Source organism: Devosia neptuniae, from assembly GCF_025452235.1.
GTDB lineage: Bacteria > Pseudomonadota > Alphaproteobacteria > Rhizobiales > Devosiaceae > Devosia.
In genome coordinates this window covers 454,246-476,587 of the sequence record NZ_CP104964.1, presented here as the reverse complement: position 1 = coordinate 476,587, position 22,342 = coordinate 454,246, and the positions used below count along the sequence as shown (strand labels likewise).

Genomic DNA, 22,342 nt, shown 5'->3' with positions numbered 1-22,342 from the left:
TGCCTCCACCTTTCTCGTGCCGGCCTTGCTGGCCGCAACCACGGCCACAGCGCTCGCCTATCCCGTCACCGTTAAGAGCTGCAATCGCGACGTGACCTTTGACGCGGCGCCCATGCGCGCAGTGTCCAACGACGTCAACCTCACTGAGATGATGCTGGCCCTGGGCCTCACCGACCGCATGGCCGGCTATACCGGCGTCTCCGAATGGAAGACGCTGGACGAGACCTTGCGTGCCAATGTCGAGCAATTGCCCGAACTCTCACCCGACTATCCGACCAAGGAAGTGTTGCTCGGCGCCGATGCGGACTTCTACTTCGCCGGCTGGAACTACGGCATGAGGGTGGGTGGCGAGGTAACGCCGGAAACGCTGGCGGCGTTCGACATCGCCGTCTACGAGCTCACTGAGAGCTGCATCCACATCATGGACAAGCCAAAGTCCTCGATGGACGACATGTATGTCGACCTGCTCAACCTGGGCATTATCTTCGGCGTTGAGGACAAGGCCGAAGCGCTGGTCGCCGGCTACAAGCAGGAATTGGCCGATTTCAGCGCGACGCTGCCGGCCAGCGAAACCCCACCCAAGGTGTTCGTCTATGACTCGGGCGAGGACAAGCCGTTCACCGCCGGACGCTATGCCATCCCCACCGCCCTGATCGAGGCGGCCGGTGCCAGCAATATCATGGACGATGTGGCATCGAGCTGGGTCGAAGTCGGCTGGGAGCCCGTGATTGAGCGCAATCCGGACGTGGTCGTCATCGTCAATTATGGCGACGTCACCGCCGAACAGAAGATCGCCTTCATGAAGGACAATGCTGCGTTCAAGGATATTCCGGCCGTGGTGAACGATCGTTTCGTCGTGCTCGAATATGTGGAGGCGACGCCCGGCCCGCGCAACATCGCGGCGATCAAGCGCCTCGCTGCCGCGTTCCACCCCAAATGATCTGATAGGGCTGGCCAATCCGGTCGGCCCGTTTCGACCATGTCCCACAAGCACCTCGTCGCCGGTCCCCGGCATACCATCCTACACAACCTGCCGCTGCTCACGGCTGGCCTCGTCATGCTGCTTTTCGTCGTGATGATGGTCGGCGTCAGTGTCGGTGCCATCGCCGTCCCGCTCGACGTGGTCTGGGGCGTCGTGGTCAATCACCTCGCCCCGGGCAGTGTCGAGGTCACCTGGTCGGCTGGCCGAGACAATATTGTTTGGGAAGTTCGCGTACCGCGCGTGATCCTGGGGGCGATCATCGGCGCCAGCCTCGCCCTGGTCGGCGCCGCGCTCCAATCGGTGACACGCAACCAGCTTGCCGACCCGCATCTGCTCGGCATTTCTTCCGGCGCGGCGCTCGGTGCCATCATCGTGCTGCTGCATACCGGCATGTTCCTCGGCCTCATCACCGTGCCGCTCTTTGCCTTTGGCGGGGCACTGCTCACCACGGCGATCGTGGTCGGCGTGGCCAATCTCTCCAACGCCACCAATGCCAGCCGGCTGGTGCTGACCGGTGTCGCCGTGTCATTCGTCGTCACCTCGCTGGGCAGCCTCGGCATTTTCCTGGGTGACCCGCGTGCCGCGCATACCGTGATCTTCTGGATGCTCGGTGGCCTGGGCCTGTCGCAATGGGCCCAACTCCCCTATCCGCTGGTGGCTCTAGCGGGTTGCGGCGCTTATCTCACGGCCAATGCCCGCAACCTCAACGCCATGACGCTGGGCGACGAGTCGGCGACAACGTTGGGTATTCCCGCCGCCCGGTTCCGCATCATCGTCTTCATCGTCTGCGCATTGTTGACTGGCGCCGCCGTTGCCTTTTCGGGCATCGTATCCTTCGTCGGGCTGATGATCCCCCACCTGGTGCGCATGGTGGTCGGTGGCGACTATCGTCGCGTGCTGCCACTCTCGGCGCTTGTAGGCGCCATCTTCCTGGTAGTGGCCGACATGGCTGCCCGCATCATCATCCCCCCACAAGACATCCCGCTCGGCGTCATCACCGGCCTGGTCGGCGGCGTATTCTTCATCGTCCTGATGCGGCGGAACAAGAGGATTGGGTGAAGTTTAGCTCGCCATGGGACCGACGAGAGCGAATTTCATGTCCGGTTTCTGCCGCACCTGGCCAAAAGCAGGCCAACTGCTCTCCACCCCAAAGATGTCACCTGCATACGACGCCGCGGGTTAGGCCGCTGATGAAAGGCGCTGCCTTGCAGTTCGGATGTCGCGTGCAGGCGACTGCCCGAACAGTCGGCCATATTCCCGGGTGAACTGCGGTACGCTCTCATACCCTACGGCGTAGGCCGCAGTGCTGATTGCTTCTCCAAGCGACAGCATCAGTCGGCGGGCTTCAATCAGGCGCAACTGCTTCTGAAATTGCAGCGGCGTCAGTGAGGTCTGCGTCCGGAAGTGCTCATGGAAGGACGACAACCCCATGCCGGCGCTCTCGGCGAGGCGCTCGACCGGCAGGGTGGTCGTGAACTCCGTTCGGATCAGGTTCACTGCCCGCGCAATGCGCTGTGCATGTCCACCCGGCACACCAAGGGCGCGAATAGCGCCGCCATGCTGGCCAGATAACAGCCAGAAGTGCAGCTCTCGCAGCAATTGCGCCTGCAGAACCGGAATCGCAGCGGGTCGGTCCAGGAGTCGAATGAGGCGCAGGGCTGCGTCAGCGACCTCCGCCTCGGTTCGATCGACCCGCACCGGCTCCCCTGCAGCAAAAGGCACTGCGCCCATTTCGGCGACTAAATCTGCAATGATGGCCGTGTCCATCTCGAAAACCACTGACAGGTAAGGAGTCGCAAGGTTTGCCCGCATGATCTGGCTGATCGTGGGCACGTCGGCCGTAATCAGTAATGACTCTCCCGCGCCGAATTCGAAGGTGTGCGGCCCCATGGTCACACGTTTGCTACCCTGCAGCACCAGCGCCACTAATGGTCGGTTAATCGCATGCTGGAGAGCAGACGGCGTTGTCTCCCGCACGACGGCCAGGCCGGGAATGGGGGTGGCAGCGACACCATGCTCATTGGCGTGGGCCTCAGCAAAGCGTGCAGCATTGGTGAGCAGGGGCTGGTTCACAGATAAATACTAACGCAGGCGTCGGTCTACAAGCAAGCTCAGTGGACGATCAGGCAAGAATTGTCGAGCTTCGGGCAACTTCGCTACCACCGATCGAGCGATGGTCCTGCCAGTGAAAACGCAAGGCAAGGAGCTAGCATATGAGCACCATTTCCATCGTCACCGGCAGCAGCCGTGGCCTAGGTCGCAATACCGCCATCAGCATCGCCCGTCACGGCGGCGACGTCATCTTGACCTACCGCAACGGCGCCGATGCGGCCAAGGCTGTCGTTGCCGAAATCGAGGCGCTTGGCCGTAGGGCGGTCGCCGTCCAGCTTGAGACCGGCGATATCGCCGGCTTCCCGGCCTTTGTTGAACAGGTCCGCGCGGCACTGAACAATATCTGGAATCGAAACAACTTCGATCACCTGGTCAACAATGCCGGCCATGGTGAAATGGTCGCGCTTGCGGAGACCACGGAAACGCAGTTCGACACCATGTTTAATGTCCATGTGAAGGGCGTTTTCTTCCTCACCCAGGCGCTACTGCCCCTACTTGCCGATGGGGGCCGCATCGTGAATTTCTCGTCTGGCTTGACCCGAGTGTCCTATCCTGGGTTCGGTGCCTATTCCGCCGCCAAAGGTGCCGTGGAAATCCTGACCCTCTACATGGCCAAGGAATTCGGTGCCCGCGGCATCACCGCCAATACGATTGCGCCCGGTGCGATCGAAACCGACTTCCTGGGCGGTGCTGTTCGCGACACACCAGCCTACAACGAAGCCTTCGCCAGCATGATCGCACTAGGCCGTGTCGGACTTCCGGACGATATCGGCCCGGCCGTTGCTAGCTTGCTTGGTCCAGACAACCGCTGGGTCACCGCCCAGCGCATCGAGGTTTCCGGCGGCCAGAACATTTAGCTAGGCAGCAAGGGCCAGGGCTCCGCATCGGTGACTTGGCCCTTCTAGTCTCAGCATGGAGAGCCAAAGTCGCTGCTTTGTTGCATCATCGAAATGTGCCTTTGCGACGTCGCCTTCCTGCTGTGGGGTGAGCACTCCGGGTTCCGCCAGCTCCCGATCATCCATCTCACAGAGAACAACGCCCTCTCTGCGGATGTCCGTGTTCGCGAACAGTTCGGCCTGTGAACTATGCCCAACCGGAGTCCCGTCACAACATTGTTGGCGATTGATTTATGAATAGGTCGCTTCCATAATCGCGGAAGGACGCAGTGCGCTAACTTGAGCTACAGACCGCAATGGAATTTCGTCAGCTTTCTCTGTTTGTTGCTCTTGCCGAAGAGCTCCATTTTGGCCGGACCGCCGCGCGTTTTAATATAGCTCAGCCGGCATTGACCATTCATATCCAGAACCTTGAGCGCGACCTTGGTGTTCAGTTGCTGATCCGCTCGACGCGGCGCGTTCAGTTGACCAAGGCGGGCGCCGTTTTTTATGAGCGAAGCCGGAGAATCTTGGGCGATCTCGAAAACTCGCGCTTAGTCGCCCAGGCCATTGCAGGGAAAGACCTAAAGAAGCTCACGATTGGCACCATTTATCCTGCCACCTTCGGAGTGCTGCCAGCTTTCTTGTCCAAGATCGGCCGTCGCTTTCCTGATGTAAAAATACATGTCCGGACTGGCACCAGTGAAACGATCATCCGTGAGATCGAAGCGGGCAATGTAAATGTTGGCTTCATCCGGCCATTGGAGAATCTGGGTTCACTGCGATGTTTAGGCATCGGCCATGAGCGGTATGTACTCGCGATGGCGTCGGACTCTGCGCTCGCGCGACTGCCGAAACTCACGATCGACGATCTACGACCACAAAAGATTATCGCGTTTGCGAGATCGAACCTCTCTTACACTGAGGATTATTTCTACCAGATGTTCCGGGAGCAGGATTTGCTCGATAGCATCGCTTACACTTGTGACGACACCCTGTCGCTTTTCTCGCTGATTGCGTCAGGCCTAGGGGTCGGTTTTGTACCCGAGTGGATGCAAGAGTTGCCCAACCGAGACGTCGTTTTCCGAAATGTGGAGCGGGTCGACTTTAGTGTCGGCCTGTCCATCGCCTGGAACAAGGAAGATCCAACGGCAAATCGAGACGAGATCATAGAGATGGCACGGTCCCTGAGGTAGAATGAGGCCCACCGAAAGCGGCCGTTGGGCCGGCTGCAGAGGGATCGTGGGCGCCACAAAATTTCGCATTGGCCGATGCTTGGCGCGACGCATGCGGAGCATGCCAGGACGGTAGCGTTGCGACACTTACCGCGTGTCGCTCAAGCTGCGCTTGAACGCCACTCTTTAAAATATCATAGCAATATCAATTGGTTATCTTAGTTCCATAAGATACATTATGCGAACAGTGAATGAGAATTGTTCGCACTTGCAGCGACAAGCATTTCCATCGCAGATGGCCCACGGCGGTGACCGCTGGCTGTGTATCGTCGCACGATACAATAAACTTGACCCTTGGTCAGTAGCGTGCCATGATACAAATAATAGAAGGGCACGACCTTGGCAAAGTCATTCAAGGGAATCCAGCTGCAGATCGTAGCGTCCGGCAAGGCGCCGAAGGGCTTCCCTACTGACGTTCTGCAGGCGGCTCGCCGAAAGCTTTTCATGATCACCAATGCTGCCGCTCTTCAGGACTTGCTGATGCCGCCCGGCAATAAACTGGAGGCCTTGAAAGGAAATCGTTCCGGCCAACATTCCATCCGCATCAACGACCAGTGGCGCGTTTGCTTCCGTTGGTCAAATGGCGCAGCTGAAGACATCGAAATCACCGACTACCACTAGAATAGCGGCCATCCGTGTCGCAGCCCATGGAGGGCTATTATGTCCTTGACCTTTGACCCGCCAATCCATCCTGGCGAGATTCTACGTGAAGAGTTTCTTGTGCCGCTTAATCTATCGGCCGGTGCTCTTGCCAAGCGTGTCAGCGTTCCCCGTACGCGGATTGAGCGCATCGTGAAGGAGGAAACGCCGATCACGCCCGACACGGCTCTACGTCTGTCGCGCGTGCTAGGGACGACCGCTCAATTCTGGATGAACATGCAGTCCGCATACGATCTGGTGCGAGCCGAACAGGCCCATTCGGAAGATCTCAATTTGATCGCACCACTAGACAGCCTCGCGAGGGCCAGCTGAATCACCGGTGAACCTTGAGAGCCATCGCGCTATATCACTACTCCAGCATCGCATATTGCCGTCGTGTCCTGCTGGTCCCAGCGTACGGCAGGTCTACCCAATCTTCAGGTGTTGAAGGCGAAAACGACCGGCACATTGAACAACTTGGCCCAGGCGACCGTGCTGGCCTGCTGGATCGACACGATGGTGGTGTTCTCGGTCCACCAGCCATTGCCCGTGGCAATGATGATCTCGGGCGCAAACAGCATCGACTGCAGTATTGGCCATATGATGAGCTGCTCGTAGCAAATCAGCGGCGCAATTTGGCGACCGCCGAATTCAACGACCGGATTGGCGAAAAAATGCGCCCGTGCACTCCCCGTCTCGCCGGTCCAGACCGCCCAAGGCTGCCACATGGACACGGGTACGGGCATTCTTTCCCGATAGACAATGTCCGCCCCCTCCCCCGTCAAACTGAGCATCACGTTATCGTAGCCAGCGGCATCAATGACAACCGCGCCTGCATTCACGATTGTGTCCGTGTCCTGCAAGGCTTCGCGCCAGAGCCGCTCGACCGTAGGTGTCCAAATACCGATCGCGCTTTCGGGTAAGATGACGACCTCCCCTCCTTTGCTCACTGCGGTCTTCACGAGGCCAATGGTGTCACGCTGTTGTAGGTAACCGGCATATTGGCCATCTGCACCGCGAAACTGGGTGTCGACTCCAACCCACCCGTCAGGCGTTAGTGGCTGTGTCCACGTTGCGGCGGACCAGATCCAGAGGCCTCCAAGACTCAGGATCGCGATCGGCCACAACCTCGTTGTCATGACGAGTAGGCCGATCGCAGCAGCGCCGAGTCCCAGCCAATTCCACGTCGGGAACACTATACCGGCCGCCGTGATCGGGTGGGCCCAGCCGACAATTCCAAAAGGTGGCCCGCTCATGGCCATAGCTGCCACACCGTAGCGAAGCGTCCTGCCCCAGCCCGGACGCGAGGTCCAGAGCAATGCGTGGACCAGCACGAAACCGAGCGATGCACCGGCCCACAGTCCAATGGCCGGCAGAGCATCGGAACCATAAAAATTCATCACGCCCTGCGGCAGACCACGCGAAGCCGCAAGAAAATATGCCGCGGCGACCATGCCGGCGGCTGCCCTTGATGGCGCAAACGACCACAGCGCCGGAAAAACCATGGCAAGCGGCAAGGCCAGCACATTACCGCTCCATGCAACCACTCCAACAATTGCCGCTGCGGCAATGACAGCGGGCCCGCGCATGAGATCACGGGCCATAGGTGAACATTGGTCGTGCCAGCCCGAGCAGGCCAGCCGCCGGCACGAACCCAAAATACCGGGAGTCGAATGAGCCGGCAAAATCCGAATGCAGATAGAGCCATCCGGGCGGCACGGTGCCGCCGGCAAAGTCGGGTAGCGCCCTGCCCTCAGCGTCGGCTCCCCGGACGGCAGAACGGGCCAGGGGCGTGCCATCGATCGTCACCGATCCAGCAATGTCGACCTGTTGCTCGCCGACAGCCATGATGGTCTTGATCAGGGGTCCCATCCCGCCGGGGCAAAGCCCGGGTCGGATATGGCCCCGCTCCAGTGCCAGCACAAAGGGCGCGCCGTCGGGCGGGCAAATGAACACGAGGTCGCCCACAGCCGCGGTCCGCTCGAGTGGTTCAATACGCCACAAGCCAATCGGATAGCTGGGTGTCAGATTGATCCGCAGGCCGCCCCAATAGCCAGCACTGAACAGCATCGCGAGGATCCCGAAACTGGCAACAATAAGCCCCCCTGCCCGCCGACGCGGTCTCATTTGAGAACCGGGTGCTGGCGCTGCGACAAATGGGTAGCTTGGCTTTGCTTGAGCGCCTCTACCGAGCGCTGATGAGCCGCAAGGTACTGGGCCGTTCGCATCGTGGACCATGCCCTGGCCAACTTCTCGCGTTCCGCGGGCTTGAGCCCCAGGGCCGCCTTCTCGAATGCCGAACCGTTCGGTTCGTGAGCCGAATTTGCCAACAAGGCGCGATCCCCGAAGCGTTCTGCAATAGCCTTGTTGAAGCCATCGATCTCGGCTTTGGTCATGCGGTCGGCCAGTGCAAAGCCGAGTGCCGCTGGCAAATCATTGCGATCGATGGCGTCGCGAACTTTCGTCAATACCATATGAGCTGCGGGCGAAAGCGCGGGGATGTCGATCGCCACGCGCTGCCGACGCTTAGTCTCCTCGGCCTCGATCTTGTGGACCGTCAACTCCCGCAACCGCAGATAGCGCGCAACGTCCAGTTTTAGTGCCGGGACATTGCGCTCGGCCACCCGCCGATCGTCTCGGTCGGCCCTGCCGGCCAAGAGTCCAATCCGACCCCGCAATGGCCCGAAGGATTGAGGTTCGCGGCCAAGACGTTCGAGCGTTTCGACAGCCGTGACTTTGTCCTTCAGTACGCTGTCGAAATTCATGGCTCGGAAGGCGCTTTCGGGATCGGCGAACACCTGGCCAAAGCGGTTGGAGACGCCCTTCCACAGCTTGGTTATGGCAGGATCGGCCTGCAGCTTTTCTTCGACAACATTGCTGAGCGAGTTAGCGAACACTCTGACCCCCGCGACCATAGGCGCGGTCTTTTTGATGACGCGGTCATCGCCAATTTGCTGGTCCTGGATATGGACGAGCCGGACGCCCAAAGCCCGCAACTTCTGACCCAGGTCGGCAAGACGGTTTTTCTGTCGCAGTGCCCAGTTGAGGCGATCATACACAAGCGTGCGGGCGACCCGAACGAGATGCAGGCCGCGACTTTCGGCGAAACGCAGGGCCTGCCGATAAAGAGTGCCGTGCTCATAGTCGAGCGTGGTCTGTTTGGAATTCTCCTTTGACAGGATCGGGATTAGGCCGCCGCCAATGCCGAAGGACCGGTGACCGTAATAAAGTGCGACATCTTCGCGGTGCCGGGTCATCGCCACATAGGTCAGGTGTCGATCCAGCGAAAGCGTTGCCAGGACCTTGACCCGCTCGACAGTAGCACCCTGCGACTTATGGATCGTTGTGGCATAACCATGATCAAGATTGCGGTAGAAGCGCTGCTCGACCGCCACGCGCTTGATATCCGTTCCGGCGCCGATCTCGACCACGAGGCGCCCGGTCTGCGCCTCGATCACTTTGCCGATCATGCCGTTCTTGACGCCCAACCCACTGTCATTTTTGAGAAATACGATCTGGTCGCCACCCGCAAAGCGACGCTGGCCATGTTCGGTCCGGAATGACTCGCCTGGCGCCACCAGACCACGCTCGACGAGCTTAGCGCGCGCCAGTTCGTTCAGCATTCGAACGTCGCGTCGCAGATGCGCCAGGATCAGCGTGGATTTTTGGGGATCATAGTCGCGGTTCCAGTCCTCAATCAGATGGCCGATGGCCATGGCCTTGAGATCTGACCCAAACAGCTTGTCCTTGTCGGCATAGGCGGACAGTGCCTTCTCGACCCGGCCCCGTGCCAGATCGAGAGACGCCAGGCGCATCCAATGCTCTTTTTGGCGATAGATGGTTTCCAGTTCAGCATAACCGATACGATCGGCAATGGCCCGAAAGGCGGCACCGGCTTCGATTGGCTGCAGCTGCTCGGGATCGCCCACAAGGACAAGCTTGGCGCCAGCCCTCAAGACGGCCTCGATGAATGTCGCCATCTGACGGGAGGCAACCATGCCGGCCTCGTCCAGCACGAGCACTGTCTTGTCGTCGAGCAGATCCCGCCCCTGGTTCCAGCGGATCTCCCAGGAAGACAGGGTCTTCGATGTAATACCTGCTTCCCTTTCAAGACCTTCGGCTGCTTTGCCGGCCAGAGCGCCGCCGACAACGCGGTAACCGGCATTCTCCCAGGCCTCACGTGCCGCTTTCATCATGGTCGTCTTGCCGGCGCCGGCGCGGCCAACCACGGCCGCTATCCGCCCCCTGGAAACCACGTGCTCAATGGCCACGCGTTGTTCGAGCGAGAGCTGCGCATGGCGCTTGAATATGCCGGCCAACACATCCGCACCGGCACCAAAGCCGCCAGTACTGGCGAGTTTCATCGCGCCTTTGGCCATCTCCGCTTCGATACCGATCAGCTCGCGGGTGGTGTATTTGGCGCGGATGGCTTCGCCAGTTGCGAAATCGATGGCTTCCCGCTCCAGCCGGACCGCCTCCGGGCTCTGCAGAATGCGCGCCATCAGGTGCCGGAAGGTACCGGCATCATCGACATAGCGATGCAGCACCTTGGCGATGTCGCGCTCGTCAAAGAGGCTTTTCTCGGACGTAATCAGCTCAAGCACGATCTCGGGCCGCCGCTGTATCCGTCGCGCGTTCTCCTCTCGCCGGGCTTCGAACAGCTCTAGCCGCTCCAACGCCGGCGGGCGGCCCGCCTCGTCGGCTTTTCGTTGCATAGCTTTGGCCGCGACGCCGATACGGCTGGTGGGTACCAGCTCAATCTCCCGCGTGGCATAGGAACGCCCGTCGACCCGAATATCGAGGCCCGCCAATGCCAGGTGCTGGTTCTGCAAGTCCAGCCATCCCTGCCGCTGCGCCAGGAACTCTGTCTTCTCGCCCGACCACAATTGGTAGATTATTTTGCCCGCTTTGTTGCGCGCCACCTCGCCACCATCACTGATAAGGGCGACTTTCTTTGGTCCAAATCCGTTGTCGCTGAGCGGCCGCAAACTCGTCATCAGATGGACATGCGGATTGCCCGGTTCATCATGATAGACCCAGTCGGCCACCTGTCCACGTGCCGACACGTGCTCGAGCACGAACTGCCGCATGAGGGCAATATTCTGAGCAACCGTGAGCTCAACCGGCAGCGCTACTATGAACTCTTTGGCGAACTGGGCGTCCTGGCGTTTTTCGAACGCTTCGACCTTGTTCCAGAACACCTCAGCCGCGCCTGCCACAGACCGATCTGCGACCAGATCGCGAATCCAGGCCGGCGCGTCGGGTGGCAACATAAACTCCTCGTGGATCATGCCGCCTTTGTTGGAATAGTCCACGATCCGCGCCTCGGCCACATACTCCATTCGAGTGCAATGGCGGTATGCGGCAGCCAACACAGCGCTGCGGCCTGAACCGCGCCCAATGAGCTGGGGCGTGAAATGGGTAATAGCCACGGCGAAACTGATCCCGACAAGAACAAGCGGCAGTGTTCGTTCGGATGGCCAAGCTAGCGGGCCGCAAGGGGACGTCGCCTTGGCGACGTATTACTGCGCCCTTGGAACCATTCCTTCGGAACGGCGGGATAATTTCAAGAAGTGTCGGCGCTGCCGACCTACCAGATTAGGTAGGGTGCGCTACGCGCCACCAGCTGTTTTTGTCCCATGGCACACAGCCATGCGACGAGACAACTGCAAATGAAGAAGCCATCATCAAAGATCCGCGAAGAAATCGCCAGGCTCCAGGATCAACTTAAGGCCGCCGAAACCAAGGAGGCCGAACGCATGGGTCGGCTCGCCTTGAAAGCGGGGTTCGGCAGCATCGAAATTGACGACGCTGACCTTTTGGCGGCGCTCGAGGAGCTGGCCATCACGTTTCGCAAGGGCGAGACCAGCAAGCTGGCGACGATCCAGAGTGGCGCGACTTCTGGGTCGAGTAGTCAGGCTTAAACGCATGCAACAAGTCATTAAAACCGCCGACAGAAAGAAGGACGCGCGCGAAAAAATCCAGCTTGGCGGACTGATCGCCAAGGCGGGCCTGCGCTATGAGAAACGGGCCCTGCTGCTCGGACTGCTCATTGATGCGCGTGATCGGATCCAAATCAACCCAGCAGAGCGGGAACGTCTGATGGCCATCGGCATACGAGCCTTCGGCAATGACCCCGAATAGACTATTGCTGATGGTCGCGCCCATCGCCTTGATGGTTGGCACTTGTAAGGGTCTGAGCGGCATTGAAGGGTCGCTGTCGGCCTTCGGCACTACGCCGGCGTCGGTTATAGCGCTGGGCCGAATTGGCATTGCCATGCCCTATATCGCTGGGGGAGCCATTGGCGTGGTTTTTCTGTTTGCCGCCAAAGGCGCAATAGGCATCCGCAGCGCGGCATTCGGCGTCGTCATCGGCGCAATGACCGTGACGGCCCTCGCGATATTGCGGGAATCCTCTAGATTGTTGTCGTTTGGCAACCAGGTTGCTCCAACCCAGAGCATTCTGGGCTTTGCCGATCCTGCCACCCTGCTCGGCGGAATGACCACAGTGTTGTGCGGCCTATTTGCAATGCGGGTCATGCTCCGCGGGAATGCAGCATTCGAAGCAGCCACGCCGAAGCGGGTTCGCGGCAAGCGCGCGATATATGGCGAGGCTGCCTGGATGAGTATCGGCGCCGCGGCTCGGCTCTTTCCGAGTGCTGGTGGCATCGTTGTTGGCGAGCGCTACCGCGTCGACAAAGACAGCACTGCCGACCATGCGTTCCGCGCCGATGACGAGCAGAGTTGGGGTAAGGGCGGCACGTCCCCCCTGCTCTGTTTTGATGGATCCTTCGGTTCGTCCCACGGAATCGTCTTTGCGGGCTCGGGCGGCTTCAAAACCACATCGGTCACGGTGCCCACGGCGCTAAAATGGGCTGGCAGCCTTGTGGTGCTCGACCCGTCTAACGAAGTTGGGCCAATGGTGTCTGGTCATAGACATGCTGCTGGCCGCAGCCTTTTCGTGATCGATCCAGGCTCACCCCAGATCGGGTTCAACGTACTCGATTGGATCGGCCAGTTTGGCGGCACCAGGGAAGAAGACATCGTCGCCGTCGCCACCTGGATCCTCACCGACAATCCGCGCCAGGGTTCGGCCCGCGACGACTTTTTCCGTGCCTCAGCGCTGCAATTGGTGACCGCGCTACTCGCCGATGTGTGCCTGTCCGGTCATACCAGAAAGCCAGACCAGCATTTGCGCCAGGTTCGCGCCAATCTCGCGGAGCCCGAACCAAAATTGCGCGAGCGGCTTCAGGCCATCTACGACAAATCGGCATCCGAGTTCGTAAAGGAGAACGTGGCGCCCTTTATCGCCATGACGCCCGAAACCTTTTCCGGCGTCTATGCCAATGCGGTCAAGGAAACCCATTGGCTGTCCTATCCCAATTATGCTGCCCTGGTGTCTGGGAACAGCTTCACCACGGACGAGCTGGCCGAGGGAAGTATCGACATCTTCATCAACCTCGACCTCAAAACGCTCGAGACCCATCCCGGTCTTGCCCGCGTCATCATCGGCGCGCTGATGAATGCTCTCTACAACCGCAAGGGCAAGACGCAGGGGAAGACCCTATTCCTGCTCGACGAAGTCGCACGGCTTGGCTATCTGCGCATTCTTGAAACCGCGCGCGATACCGGTCGCAAATATGGCATCACGCTCCTGTTGCTGTTCCAGTCGATCGGACAGATGCGTGAGACCTATGGTGGCCGGGACGCGACCAGCAAGTGGTTCGAAAGCGCGTCATGGATTTCCTTCGCCGCAATCAACGATCCCGAAACAGCTGATTACATTTCGAGGCGCTGTGGTGACTCCACGGTGGAGGTCGAGCAGTTGAGCCGGAGTGCGCAAATGTCCGGCTCATCGCGGACTCGATCCAAGCAATTAACTCGCCGTCCTTTGATCCTGCCTCATGAGGTGCTGCATATGCGCGCGGATGAACAGATCGTGTTTACCGCGGGCAACCCTCCACTGCGGTGCGGACGCGCCATTTGGTTTCGCCGCGCCGACATGAGGAAGAGCGTGGGACGAAACAGTTACGAATCTAACGGGTAGGTTTTGCCAGTACCTAGCTACCGTCTCCCACAAGACTTCGGCCGTCTCTTCGCGCTGTATGGGAGCGCGTTCTGGCCTACGCTATGCTCCGCGCCTCCGAGGAAGCGCTACGACCCCTGCTGGCTGGAAATGGGCAAGACCCTGATCATCACCTAAATGAATCGATGACCCATCCGCGATTCAAAACTCTGATTGGACAGGATTCTTCCGTTCAAAGAGACTCGAGGCATGAGCCACGAGCCCGCTGAGACTTATCTAAACCGTATCGACCCAAGCCAGAACATGGCGCGGTTCTATACCTTGTACATTCAGCCAAATTTATTCGGCGGCAGCTCACTCATTCGGGAATGGGGCCGCATTGGCACGCGCGGTCAGCATAAGATTGTTCTGTACGAAGATGTTGAAACGGCGCAGCGGGCCAAGGCCCGCCTCGAACGCAGCAAACGGCGACGAGGATACCAGACGGCATGCTGAACTCGGGCTTGGACACTCGAACTTGCCGTGGGGCAGCTGTGACGTGAATTGACCCGTGGCGCCTCTGACCCAGCACCACGTATCACCGATGACTAGTTTGTAGCCGCGCGCCGTTCGGCAATGGCTTGATCAATCATGTCCTCGATCTGCTCAAAGATAATCACGATGATCAAGTCCCGCTCGCCGTCGGTATCACCGGCAAGGGCCGGTACCTTGAGCGTAAATTGGCGGAGTTGGTGGTCGGAGCGTAAGGTGAAGCCACATCGGAACTCGATCTGACCTGCGTCACTCCAGAGATCGACGAGAAACGTCTCGAGATAAAGGACGTAGCGGCTCGTCAATTCGGCACTTAGGCGATCAACCGTGGCTTTCATAGTTCCCCCGCAGGCGGATTTATCCCCGAAATCCCCCGTACAGCCAATCAGGTTATTCTTATTGGACAGTAAGAGGACACGCCATGAGCCGCGAAGTGAGACGTACAGTCGCACAATTTTTGAATGGGGTGGCGCTTTCCATCCTCGTGGTGGGGGCCATCGGTCCGATGGCAGCGGCGACAGCCATTCTTCCATCGGTGGCGGTAGCGATTGCCATATCTCTTAGCCTGCACGGACTTGCGCTGCTGGTGCCGCCAAGTGAGGACGCGGTGTGGCTTGGCTCAAATGTACATTTTCATATTCGCCGTTTATGGTCCGCAATGTCGTGACGAAGTTCGGCCCGCAGTTCTTCGATCTCGTCGAGAGGCATGCCGATCTCTCCCACGATAAGCAGAGAGGATCGAGGTCCCGCTGGTGGACGGGACCCCGTTTATGGTCAGTCGCCGTGGGGCCGAGACCAGATGAGCTGCAGACCTTCCTGACCTTCGACCTCGATCAGGGTGGCGTAGATCGGGCTTGGGAAGCTCGGATCGTCCAACTTCACCGAGAGGTAGTCGCGCTCGGTTTCCTTGGCCGTCTTCTGCCAGGCGGCGCCCAGTTCGACTGCGCCCCAGAAGATGCGGAAATGCGGGCCTTTGTCGGAGGGGTTCTGGACCCGCTCGATGCGAGCCTTGACGTTGAGGTTGAGAGTCTTAATCGTGCCGGTAAAACCGCTGGCATTGGGGGTGAAGGTACCGATGTTAGCCATTTGTCGTCTCCTAAGTTTGTCGGTCACGCCCATCGCGACCTCGATGGCTGTCGGCAGACCGGGGGCGATCGACCCGCACCGCGAAGAGGCCGAAACAAAGTGGAGGGCGGACGGAGGCGGCTTTCTTGCCGCGCGAGGAATGAGCGCGCGGCGCTCAGGGGAAAAAAAGTTGCGGACGTCCGTTGCGGGGACAAGAGCGAGGGGGCGCCGTTTGGCGACGTCGTCCTCCGGTCAGACATGCCAAATTGAGGACGTGATCTGGGCGTGAAGACCCGCCCCGGAGATGTCATGGCTAGTGTCGGTGCTTGTAAGGCTACGGCGCACTGCAAGGTTGCGCGGCACTCCGCGGTGCTCGACGAACGGCTGGCGCACGCTTGGTACCTGGCAGGCGCCCCACTACACGATTGCCGATATGGCGTTATGGGGTTGGGGGCATAGGCCGGTTACGGTTGAAAGTGATCGCAAATATCTATTGCTATCATTGTCATCAAATGGTCGAGGAGGCCATCACTATGGCTGCAGTCACAATTCGTAATCTGTCCGCTGAGACACACCGGGCCTTAAAGGTGCGTGCCGCCCACCATGGACGCAGCACAGAAGCCGAGATGCGCGAAATCCTCGAAGCCGCTGTGCGCCCAATCACTCGCGTGAAGCTCGGCTCGCTCCTCGCCTCGATCGGCCGCGAGGCTGGTGGCCTGACTGAGACGGAAGTGGACCAGTTCGCCCAGCTTCGCGACAAGACACCTTTTGCCGATCCACTGGCGCAACGAGCCGCCAAAGGCATTCGTGATGCCGGTCTTGATCAGGCGCAGCCCCAGATCCGCAGGGCGCTGGCTCCGAGCAGATCGATCAGATGAATTGTTGACGACATTGAAACCTGTTAGAAATCCAGATTGCTTGCACGCGATTGCAAACGAGATACGTCCTTTCGATCACGCGTCAACATCCAACTTGCGACACGTTTGAAATACAATCCGGTGGCCGTTGGACAAGGAGCGTTCGGCACGTTAGTAAGTTGACCATGCACGGGCGTGCAGCATGAGGTTGTTTGATTGAGCACGGATACCAGAGACCGCAGCTTTGTGAGCGCCGAAGAGGTCGCGCGGCTGGCGGGCGTCTCGCGCTCGGCCGTGTCGCGTACCTTTACGGAAGGGGCCAGCGTCTCTGACGCGACCCGAAAGAAGGTGCTGCATGCGGCCGATATGCTCGGTTACCACGTCAATCACCTGGCCCGCGGCCTCTCCCATGAGCGCAGCAATATCGTGGGTATTGTCGTTTCCGATATCCCCACGCCCTACCAGGCGCGCATGCTCGACGAAATGACCCGCCAATTGCAGACCATCGGCAAGGTCGGCATGGTGATCAACACCACGGGCGATGCGGGCAGCGTCGCCAACGCCCTGCGCCAGACCCTCAATTTCCGCGCCGATGGCGTCATCGTACTCTCCGGCACCCCCGATGCCTCCCTGATCGCCAGTTGCGTCGCCAATGGCCAGCGGGTCATCCTGATCAACCGCAGCGACCATATCGAGGGCCCGGTGAATGTCGCTGTCGAGAACGCAGAGAATGCACGGGAGGCCTATCTGATGCTACGCCGCGCCGGCTGCCAGCGGCTCGCCGTGGTCTCCTCCACTGCCGGCACGCCCAGTCTTATGGCGCGCGAGGAGGCGTTCACGGCCGCTGCCACGCAGGATGGTATGTCCATTCCGGTCATCAAGGCGGGCCCTACCGGATACGCTGCGGGCGCCGAGGCCGCGCGGCAATTATTCAGCCGCAGCGCAGCGCCCGATGGCATATTCTGCGTCACCGACCTGCTGGCACTGGGATGCATGGATGCGGTGCGGCATTCGTTCGGGCTAAGCGTGCCGCAGGATGTCAGCATTGTCGGGTTCGACGACATCGAACAGGCCGGCTGGGACTCATACGCGTTGACGACGTTCCGTCAGCCTATCGATGAGATGGTAGAGCACATCGTGCAGTTACTGTCCCAAACCGAGCCCGGAGAATGGGCACAGACTATTGCCCCGTTTAAACCGGTGCCGATCTGGCGCCGCTCCGTGTTACCGCGTCCGGCTGCTTAGACCCCGGCATTCGTCATGCCAGTTTGCCGCCCCCGGTTTCCGCGTCGATGCGCGAAATCCATTCCGAGGCCTTGCGGGCCGATGCAATCAGCATGGGCTTGGGCGCCTCGAACCATTCATCAGGCCGCAATTGCCGCCTCGTGCGCACATGGTCAAGCGCGATATCCAGGGTGGGGAACATTTCGGGCATGGCATGGTGCAGGAATAGAGCCACCAGCGTCACCGAACGACTGCGCCCGCCCCGGCAATTGACCAGGACATTGCCCCGCTCGCGGCGCGGATAGGATGGTCGCTCGGGCAGGATCTGGCTGAATGCCCCCTGCAGCAGATAATAGCCCGCCAGCATCATGGTTTCGGGATTGCCCGGCCCATCGATCAGCCCCAGCTTGTAATAGCGGATGGCCCCCGCGCCATGCCCGATCTGGGACTGGTTGGCCTCCACCGCCGGCTCGGTGACATAGTTGAAATCCAGATTCACCGCGCAATTGACCACGGTTGAAATGCCATTCTCGCGCAGCAGCGCAACATCGCTCGCGCCTTCCATGCCGCTGATGAAAATATCGACGCCATAGGGCGCCACATTCTCCACGATGCGGCTGAGCTTGGGGCGGTTATAGCGCGGCGAGGCAAGGTCCATGATAGTCTCCGGCCCGGTTTGCCGGGCATTGCGAACTCAATTGGCAGAAGGTCCGGCAACGCAGTCCGCAGCGTTGCCGGCACGGTTTCAAACAACCAGCTGAATGCCGGTCGAGATGCTCATGGCCTCGGCAATGGCGGGCGTTGCCGCCAGCACCGCCCCGCCTTTCGCTAACCCGTCTACAGCAAGAAAAGGCGCTACCACGCCGCCGGCTTCTTCCACCAGCAGCAGACCGGCCAGGCAATCCCAGGGCTGCATATGCAGCTCGGCATAACCATCGGAGCGCCCATCGGCCACATAGGCTAGCGCCAGCGCGCCCGAGGCGGCGCGGCGCACATTGGCGCCGTCGTCCAGAATTTTGGTCAGCGCATCGAGATAGAAACGCTGCGGCACCCGGGTCGACCAGCCCAGTTCGACACAGGCCGCATCCGGCCGCGTCGTACTGGCCACCCAGATCGGGGTGCCATTGCGCGCGGCCCCCTGCCCGCGCCGGGCAAAATAGAGCTCGTCCAATGCTGGATTGTAGATAGCGCCCAACACGGTTTCGCCCCCCGATACCAAAGCAACGGAAATGCAGAAATGTGGAATCTGCCGGGCAAAATTGGCCGTGCCGTCGATCGGATCGACTACCCAGATTTGCTCACCGACAACGACCCCGCCAGTCTCTTCCCCCAGAAAACCGTCCTCCGGAAAAGCTTCGGCAAGCCGTGCCTTGATATGGCGTTCAACCGCCGCATCCGTTTCGGTCAGAAAATCCTGCGGTCCCTTCATGGCAATCTGGGCTTCCGAGCGCTGCACAAAGCCATCGCGCGCGATAGTGCCCGCCGTACGCACCAGGTCCAGACAGAATGCCTGGCGCGCATCGAGATCGACCGCCACGCTGGGGCTAGCCATAACCACGTTCATTTCACATCAACTCCGGGCAGGTCGTCCTTGGCGCGTTGCCGGCGCGCCGAAACCCCCTCGGCAATACGCTGCAAGGTGGGATAATCGCCCCCCTGCCCCGTGGCGATATAGCCGGGGCAAAGAAAATCGGGGGACCCTTCGGCAACCTTGCCCATGGTCAATCCCTGATAATGCCCTCCCGCTTGCCGCAGGATTAGGATGGCCGCAGTCACGTCCCAGGCATTGACGCCAAAGCCCGTCGCCGCATCCGCCCAGCCAGCGGCCACATGGGCCAAGCTCAGCGCCGCGCTGCCAGGACGCCGCATGGTCGAAAATGTCTCGGTCAGCTCGCCAAGATCGGCCAGCGCCGCGTCCCGCCCGTCAATACGGAAATCGCGCGACACGGGATAGCCGGTGATCAAAGTCGCCTGCCGCTCATCGGACACGGCACGCGAGCGCAACACTTTGCCATTGAGCCAGGCGCCGCTCTGGTCAGCGCTGAACAGGTTTTCGGCAATCGGGTCATAGATCACCCCAGCGACGATTTCATCGTCGACCACAGCGGCAATGGACACGCACCAAAAGGCAATGCCCCGCGCAAAATTGGATGTGCCATCGATCGGGTCGACATACCAATGCACTCTACCATTGCCGATCGAGCCGCCCTCTTCGCCCAGAAAGGTCGAATCCGGCACTTCGCCCATGATGAAGTCGCGAATACTGACCTCGCTCTGCTTGTCATGCACGGTGACGATGTCATGCAGGTCGACCTTGTAATCTACCGCCATATCCGAGCGGAACGCGGCCCGCAGCGGATTGCCCACCAACAAAGCAGCGCGGCGCGCCACATCGAGCAGGTTGGGCTGGGGGAGTAGCTTGGCATTAGGGCTGGTCATGGACACTCTTGCGGTTTGAAGTGGTCCCCGGAACAGTTCCGGGGACCGTAGGCTCGGATCGTGGAGGCGATCCCAGCCGATGGGGTGAGGCTTATTTGCGGTAATTCATCTGCCAGAAATCCTGCCAGTCCTGCCGCGTGTCCCAGTCGTCTAGGCCTGTGCTGGCGTCATAGGGGAACAAAGCCGCGACATGCTCGGCCAACCCCGAGGGCTCGTCGGCGGGAATGCCCACTTCGCTATTGGTCGACATCTTGCCGTCGGCCACCTGCGGGGCGATGCCCTCTTCGGTCAGGATATAGTGGACGAAGAGCCGTGCGGCGCTGGGGCTGTCGGTGCCGGTGGCGATCAGGGCCAGCTTGGTATAGGTCCAGCCCACCCAGGGGGTCATCTCGGCGCAAAGGCCCAGCTTATAGCCCTTGTCCTCATTGTCGCGGAACTTGGCCGAGCTCATCAGGCCAAAGAATGGCTCCGCCTGCCCCGGCGCACCCACTGCTTCCGACACCGGATCATCGCCATCGGTCACCAGCGGCCCGTTCGACGCGAAGGCCTTGACCCATTGCTGGGTCGCCGTCTCCCCGCTCACATCCAGATCCGTACCGAAATGGGCCTTATAAGCCGCCGCCAGTTCGGGGTCGGCATGCGTCTGCATCTGGTTGAACCAGTCGGTATAGGTGCCTTTGGTCAGTGGATCGACAAAGGCCACCTTGCCCTTCCATTTGGGCTCGGTCAGTTCCCAGATATTGCTCACCGGGCAGCTATCATACACCTCGGTATTGTAGGTCCACACATTGGCATTGGTCGAAATCGCCAGCGGATTGCGGAAATAGACCGGGATCTTGTCGGTCATATCCACCGGCACCCAGCTTTCCACGATCCCCTGCGGCAGCAATTGCGCCAAAGCCGCCGGCGCATCGGTGATCAGCGCCACGTCGCCCGCCACGTTATTGGCCTGCGCTTCGCGGATGATCATTTCGAGCTGGCTATTGGCCGACACTTTCTGCCCCGTCGCCTGCACGCCATATTTGGCGGTGAAGGCTTCGGCCATATCCACGATCTTGCCCGTGCTGTCATAGATGGTGATCGGCGGCTCGGCTTTTGCCGCTTCGATCAGCGCATCGAGATTGAATTCCTGCGCCATGACCGGGGCGCCCAGAACGCTCACGCCCAATAGCAGTGCGGCGATTGATAACTTGTTCATCTGCATGTCCTCACTGTCACTTGGCGTAGTTCAGGCGCCAAAGGTCCTGCCAATCCTGGCGGGCATCCCAATCGTCCAGACTCGTCGCCATGCTGTAGGGAAACACCCGATCCAGCACCGCCCCGATCCCGGAAGGCTCATCGGCAGGCAGACCAACATCTTGATTGGTCGACATTTTCCCGTCTTCCGCCTGGGGCGCGATGCCCTCGGCAGTCATGACGTAGTGGATGAAAAGCTTGGATGCGTTGGGACTATTGCTCCCAGCCGTGATCACCCCGACGCCGGGATACATCCAGCCAAGCCAAGGCTTTAGCTCGCTACACAGGCCCAGCGTAAAACCATTTTCCGCGTTGTCGCGAAACTTGGCCGAGCTCACGAGCCCCACAAAAGGCTCCGACTGCCCCGGCGCCGCGACGGCTTCAGCAGCCGCCGCATCGGCATCGGTCAACAGCGGCCCATTGGCCGCTAGCGCCTTGACCCATTGGGCCATCGCGCTTTCTCCACTGGTATCGAGGTCCTTGCCGTATTGCTCTTTATAGGCCGCCGCCACCTGCGCATCGCCATGCGCCTGGGTCTGGTTGAACCAGTCCACATAGGACGCCTTGTTGAGCGGGTCCTGCATGGCGACCTTGCCCTTCCATTCGGGCTCGGTCAGCTGCCAGATATTACTGATCGGACAGGCATCGTAGAGTGCCGTATTGTAGACCCACACATTGGCACTGGTGACCACGACCAGCGGGTCTTGATATTCCGGCGCAATCTTGCCGGCCAGGTCCGGCGGCAACCAGCTGGTGACAAAGCCCTGCGGCGCTAATTGCGCCATCGCGGCCGGCGCATCACTGATAATCGAGACGTCCCCCTGCACATTGTTGGCCTGGGCCTCCCGAATGATCATTTCGAGCTGATCGGTCGCCTTGACCTTGGTGCCCACGGCCTTGACGCCATATTTGGCGGTAAAATTGTCAGCCATTTCAACGATCTTGCCGGTGCTGTCATAGACAGTGATCGGTTCCTCGCCCTTGGCCGCCGTGATCAGCGCATCCAGATCAAACGCCTCCTGCGCCAAAGCTGGCGTCACAGCGAGCAGTGCGGCAAGACTGGTGACCAGCACCCCCGCTTGTTTCAAATTCAACATCGTCCTCTCCTCCCTCATCATCCC

General features: G+C 60.1%; 23 protein-coding genes and 1 pseudogene. 13 read left to right on the top strand and 11 right to left on the bottom strand.

The window, feature by feature from the left end; all coding sequences use genetic code 11:
• The first annotated feature begins 16 nt into the window (after positions 1–16).
• Together N8A98_RS02260 and N8A98_RS02255 are read left to right on the top strand one after the other, a co-directional pair.
• On the top strand, positions 17–940 hold the full coding sequence (locus tag N8A98_RS02260) for an ABC transporter substrate-binding protein (RefSeq protein ID WP_262165931.1): 924 nt from the start codon (positions 17–19) through the stop codon (positions 938–940).
• Positions 941–979: 39 nt separating this feature from the next.
• Positions 980–2,041: a FecCD family ABC transporter permease gene (locus N8A98_RS02255; protein WP_262165435.1), complete on the top strand. Its 1,062-nt coding sequence runs from the start codon at positions 980–982 to the stop codon at positions 2,039–2,041.
• Between the two features lie 120 nt (positions 2,042–2,161).
• On the opposite strand, the gene N8A98_RS02250 is transcribed toward N8A98_RS02255, so the two are convergent.
• Positions 2,162–3,055 carry an AraC family transcriptional regulator gene (locus tag N8A98_RS02250; RefSeq protein ID WP_262165434.1) on the bottom strand — a complete coding sequence of 298 codons (894 nt, stop codon included), beginning with the start codon at positions 3,053–3,055 and terminating at the stop codon, positions 2,162–2,164.
• A 140-nt stretch (positions 3,056–3,195) separates the two neighbouring features.
• On the opposite strand from N8A98_RS02250, the gene N8A98_RS02245 reads away from it, so the two are divergent.
• The 4 genes from N8A98_RS02245 (at position 3,196) to N8A98_RS02230 (ending at position 6,176) form a co-directional block, all read left to right on the top strand.
• On the top strand, positions 3,196–3,951 hold the full coding sequence (locus N8A98_RS02245) for an SDR family NAD(P)-dependent oxidoreductase (protein ID WP_262165432.1): 756 nt from the start codon (positions 3,196–3,198) through the stop codon (positions 3,949–3,951).
• A gap of 335 nt (positions 3,952–4,286) precedes the next feature.
• The gene (locus N8A98_RS02240) at positions 4,287–5,165 is read left to right on the top strand and encodes a LysR family transcriptional regulator (protein ID WP_262165431.1); all 879 of its coding nucleotides are present in this window, start codon (positions 4,287–4,289) and stop codon (positions 5,163–5,165) included.
• A gap of 378 nt (positions 5,166–5,543) precedes the next feature.
• Complete coding sequence (locus N8A98_RS02235) at positions 5,544–5,825, top strand: type II toxin-antitoxin system RelE/ParE family toxin (protein ID WP_262165429.1); 282 nt, start codon at positions 5,544–5,546, stop codon at positions 5,823–5,825.
• 39 nt (positions 5,826–5,864) lie between these two features.
• Positions 5,865–6,176 carry a HigA family addiction module antitoxin gene (locus N8A98_RS02230; RefSeq protein ID WP_262165428.1) on the top strand — a complete coding sequence of 104 codons (312 nt, stop codon included), beginning with the start codon at positions 5,865–5,867 and terminating at the stop codon, positions 6,174–6,176.
• Positions 6,177–6,280: 104 nt separating this feature from the next.
• Here the strand turns inward: N8A98_RS02230 and N8A98_RS02225 are convergent, their stop codons facing one another.
• The 3 genes from N8A98_RS02225 to traA are packed head-to-tail and all read right to left on the bottom strand — an operon-like array spanning position 6,281 to position 11,275.
• Positions 6,281–7,447 (bottom strand): conjugal transfer protein TraB, encoded by a 1,167-nt coding sequence (locus N8A98_RS02225; RefSeq protein ID WP_262165426.1) that lies wholly within the window; start codon positions 7,445–7,447, stop codon positions 6,281–6,283.
• Positions 7,437–7,913, bottom strand: a complete 477-nt coding sequence (gene traF / locus N8A98_RS02220) for a conjugative transfer signal peptidase TraF (protein ID WP_262165424.1) — start codon at positions 7,911–7,913, stop codon at positions 7,437–7,439. Before traF ends, N8A98_RS02225 begins: the two co-directional genes overlap by 11 nt.
• 53 nt (positions 7,914–7,966) lie before the next feature.
• Positions 7,967–11,275, bottom strand: a complete 3,309-nt coding sequence (gene traA / locus N8A98_RS02215; RefSeq protein ID WP_262165423.1) for a Ti-type conjugative transfer relaxase TraA — start codon at positions 11,273–11,275, stop codon at positions 7,967–7,969.
• Between the two features lie 240 nt (positions 11,276–11,515).
• Between traA and N8A98_RS02210 the strand changes: the two genes are divergently transcribed.
• The 4 genes from N8A98_RS02210 (at position 11,516) to N8A98_RS02195 (ending at position 14,364) form a co-directional block, all read left to right on the top strand.
• A complete protein-coding gene (locus tag N8A98_RS02210) occupies positions 11,516–11,767 on the top strand; it encodes a TraC family protein (RefSeq protein WP_262165422.1) in 252 nt (83 codons plus the stop codon).
• 4 nt (positions 11,768–11,771) lie between these two features.
• Positions 11,772–11,987 (top strand): conjugal transfer protein TraD, encoded by a 216-nt coding sequence (traD, locus tag N8A98_RS02205; protein ID WP_262165420.1) that lies wholly within the window; start codon positions 11,772–11,774, stop codon positions 11,985–11,987.
• The gene (gene traG, locus N8A98_RS02200; protein WP_262165419.1) at positions 11,974–13,890 is read left to right on the top strand and encodes a Ti-type conjugative transfer system protein TraG; all 1,917 of its coding nucleotides are present in this window, start codon (positions 11,974–11,976) and stop codon (positions 13,888–13,890) included. The genes traD and traG overlap by 14 nt, the downstream gene beginning before the upstream one ends.
• Positions 13,891–14,118: 228 nt before the next feature.
• Positions 14,119–14,364, top strand: coding sequence for a WGR domain-containing protein (locus N8A98_RS02195; protein WP_262165417.1), 246 nt, complete (start codon positions 14,119–14,121; stop codon positions 14,362–14,364).
• Between the two features lie 92 nt (positions 14,365–14,456).
• On the opposite strand, the gene N8A98_RS02190 is transcribed toward N8A98_RS02195, so the two are convergent.
• Positions 14,457–14,738 (bottom strand): hypothetical protein, encoded by a 282-nt coding sequence (locus N8A98_RS02190; protein WP_262165416.1) that lies wholly within the window; start codon positions 14,736–14,738, stop codon positions 14,457–14,459.
• 83 nt (positions 14,739–14,821) lie between these two features.
• On the opposite strand from N8A98_RS02190, the gene N8A98_RS02185 reads away from it, so the two are divergent.
• The gene (locus N8A98_RS02185) at positions 14,822–15,067 is read left to right on the top strand and encodes a hypothetical protein (protein ID WP_262165415.1); all 246 of its coding nucleotides are present in this window, start codon (positions 14,822–14,824) and stop codon (positions 15,065–15,067) included.
• Positions 15,068–15,174: 107 nt separating this feature from the next.
• Here the strand turns inward: N8A98_RS02185 and N8A98_RS02180 are convergent, their stop codons facing one another.
• Positions 15,175–15,486 carry a DUF736 domain-containing protein gene (locus tag N8A98_RS02180; protein WP_262165413.1) on the bottom strand — a complete coding sequence of 104 codons (312 nt, stop codon included), beginning with the start codon at positions 15,484–15,486 and terminating at the stop codon, positions 15,175–15,177.
• Positions 15,487–15,998: 512 nt separating this feature from the next.
• On the opposite strand from N8A98_RS02180, the pseudogene N8A98_RS02175 reads away from it, so the two are divergent.
• Together N8A98_RS02175 and N8A98_RS02170 are read left to right on the top strand one after the other, a co-directional pair.
• A pseudogene (locus N8A98_RS02175) lies at positions 15,999–16,250 on the top strand (FitA-like ribbon-helix-helix domain-containing protein); the annotation flags it as partial.
• A gap of 288 nt (positions 16,251–16,538) precedes the next feature.
• Positions 16,539–17,567, top strand: a complete 1,029-nt coding sequence (locus N8A98_RS02170; RefSeq protein WP_262165412.1) for a LacI family DNA-binding transcriptional regulator — start codon at positions 16,539–16,541, stop codon at positions 17,565–17,567.
• 13 nt (positions 17,568–17,580) lie between these two features.
• On the opposite strand, the gene N8A98_RS02165 is transcribed toward N8A98_RS02170, so the two are convergent.
• The 5 genes from N8A98_RS02165 to N8A98_RS02145 all read right to left on the bottom strand — a co-directional run bounded on the left by N8A98_RS02165 (position 17,581) and on the right by N8A98_RS02145 (position 22,318).
• On the bottom strand, positions 17,581–18,204 hold the full coding sequence (locus N8A98_RS02165; protein WP_262165410.1) for a dual specificity protein phosphatase family protein: 624 nt from the start codon (positions 18,202–18,204) through the stop codon (positions 17,581–17,583).
• 87 nt (positions 18,205–18,291) lie between these two features.
• Complete coding sequence (locus N8A98_RS02160; RefSeq protein ID WP_262165409.1) at positions 18,292–19,110, bottom strand: inositol monophosphatase family protein; 819 nt, start codon at positions 19,108–19,110, stop codon at positions 18,292–18,294.
• Positions 19,107–19,985 (bottom strand): inositol monophosphatase family protein, encoded by an 879-nt coding sequence (locus N8A98_RS02155; protein WP_262165407.1) that lies wholly within the window; start codon positions 19,983–19,985, stop codon positions 19,107–19,109. Before N8A98_RS02155 ends, N8A98_RS02160 begins: the two co-directional genes overlap by 4 nt.
• 91 nt (positions 19,986–20,076) lie before the next feature.
• The gene (locus N8A98_RS02150) at positions 20,077–21,123 is read right to left on the bottom strand and encodes an ABC transporter substrate-binding protein (protein ID WP_390888761.1); all 1,047 of its coding nucleotides are present in this window, start codon (positions 21,121–21,123) and stop codon (positions 20,077–20,079) included.
• A 76-nt stretch (positions 21,124–21,199) separates the two neighbouring features.
• Entirely contained in the window at positions 21,200–22,318 is a 1,119-nt protein-coding gene (locus N8A98_RS02145) for an ABC transporter substrate-binding protein (RefSeq protein ID WP_262165404.1), read from the bottom strand.
• Positions 22,319–22,342: the final 24 nt, after the last annotated feature.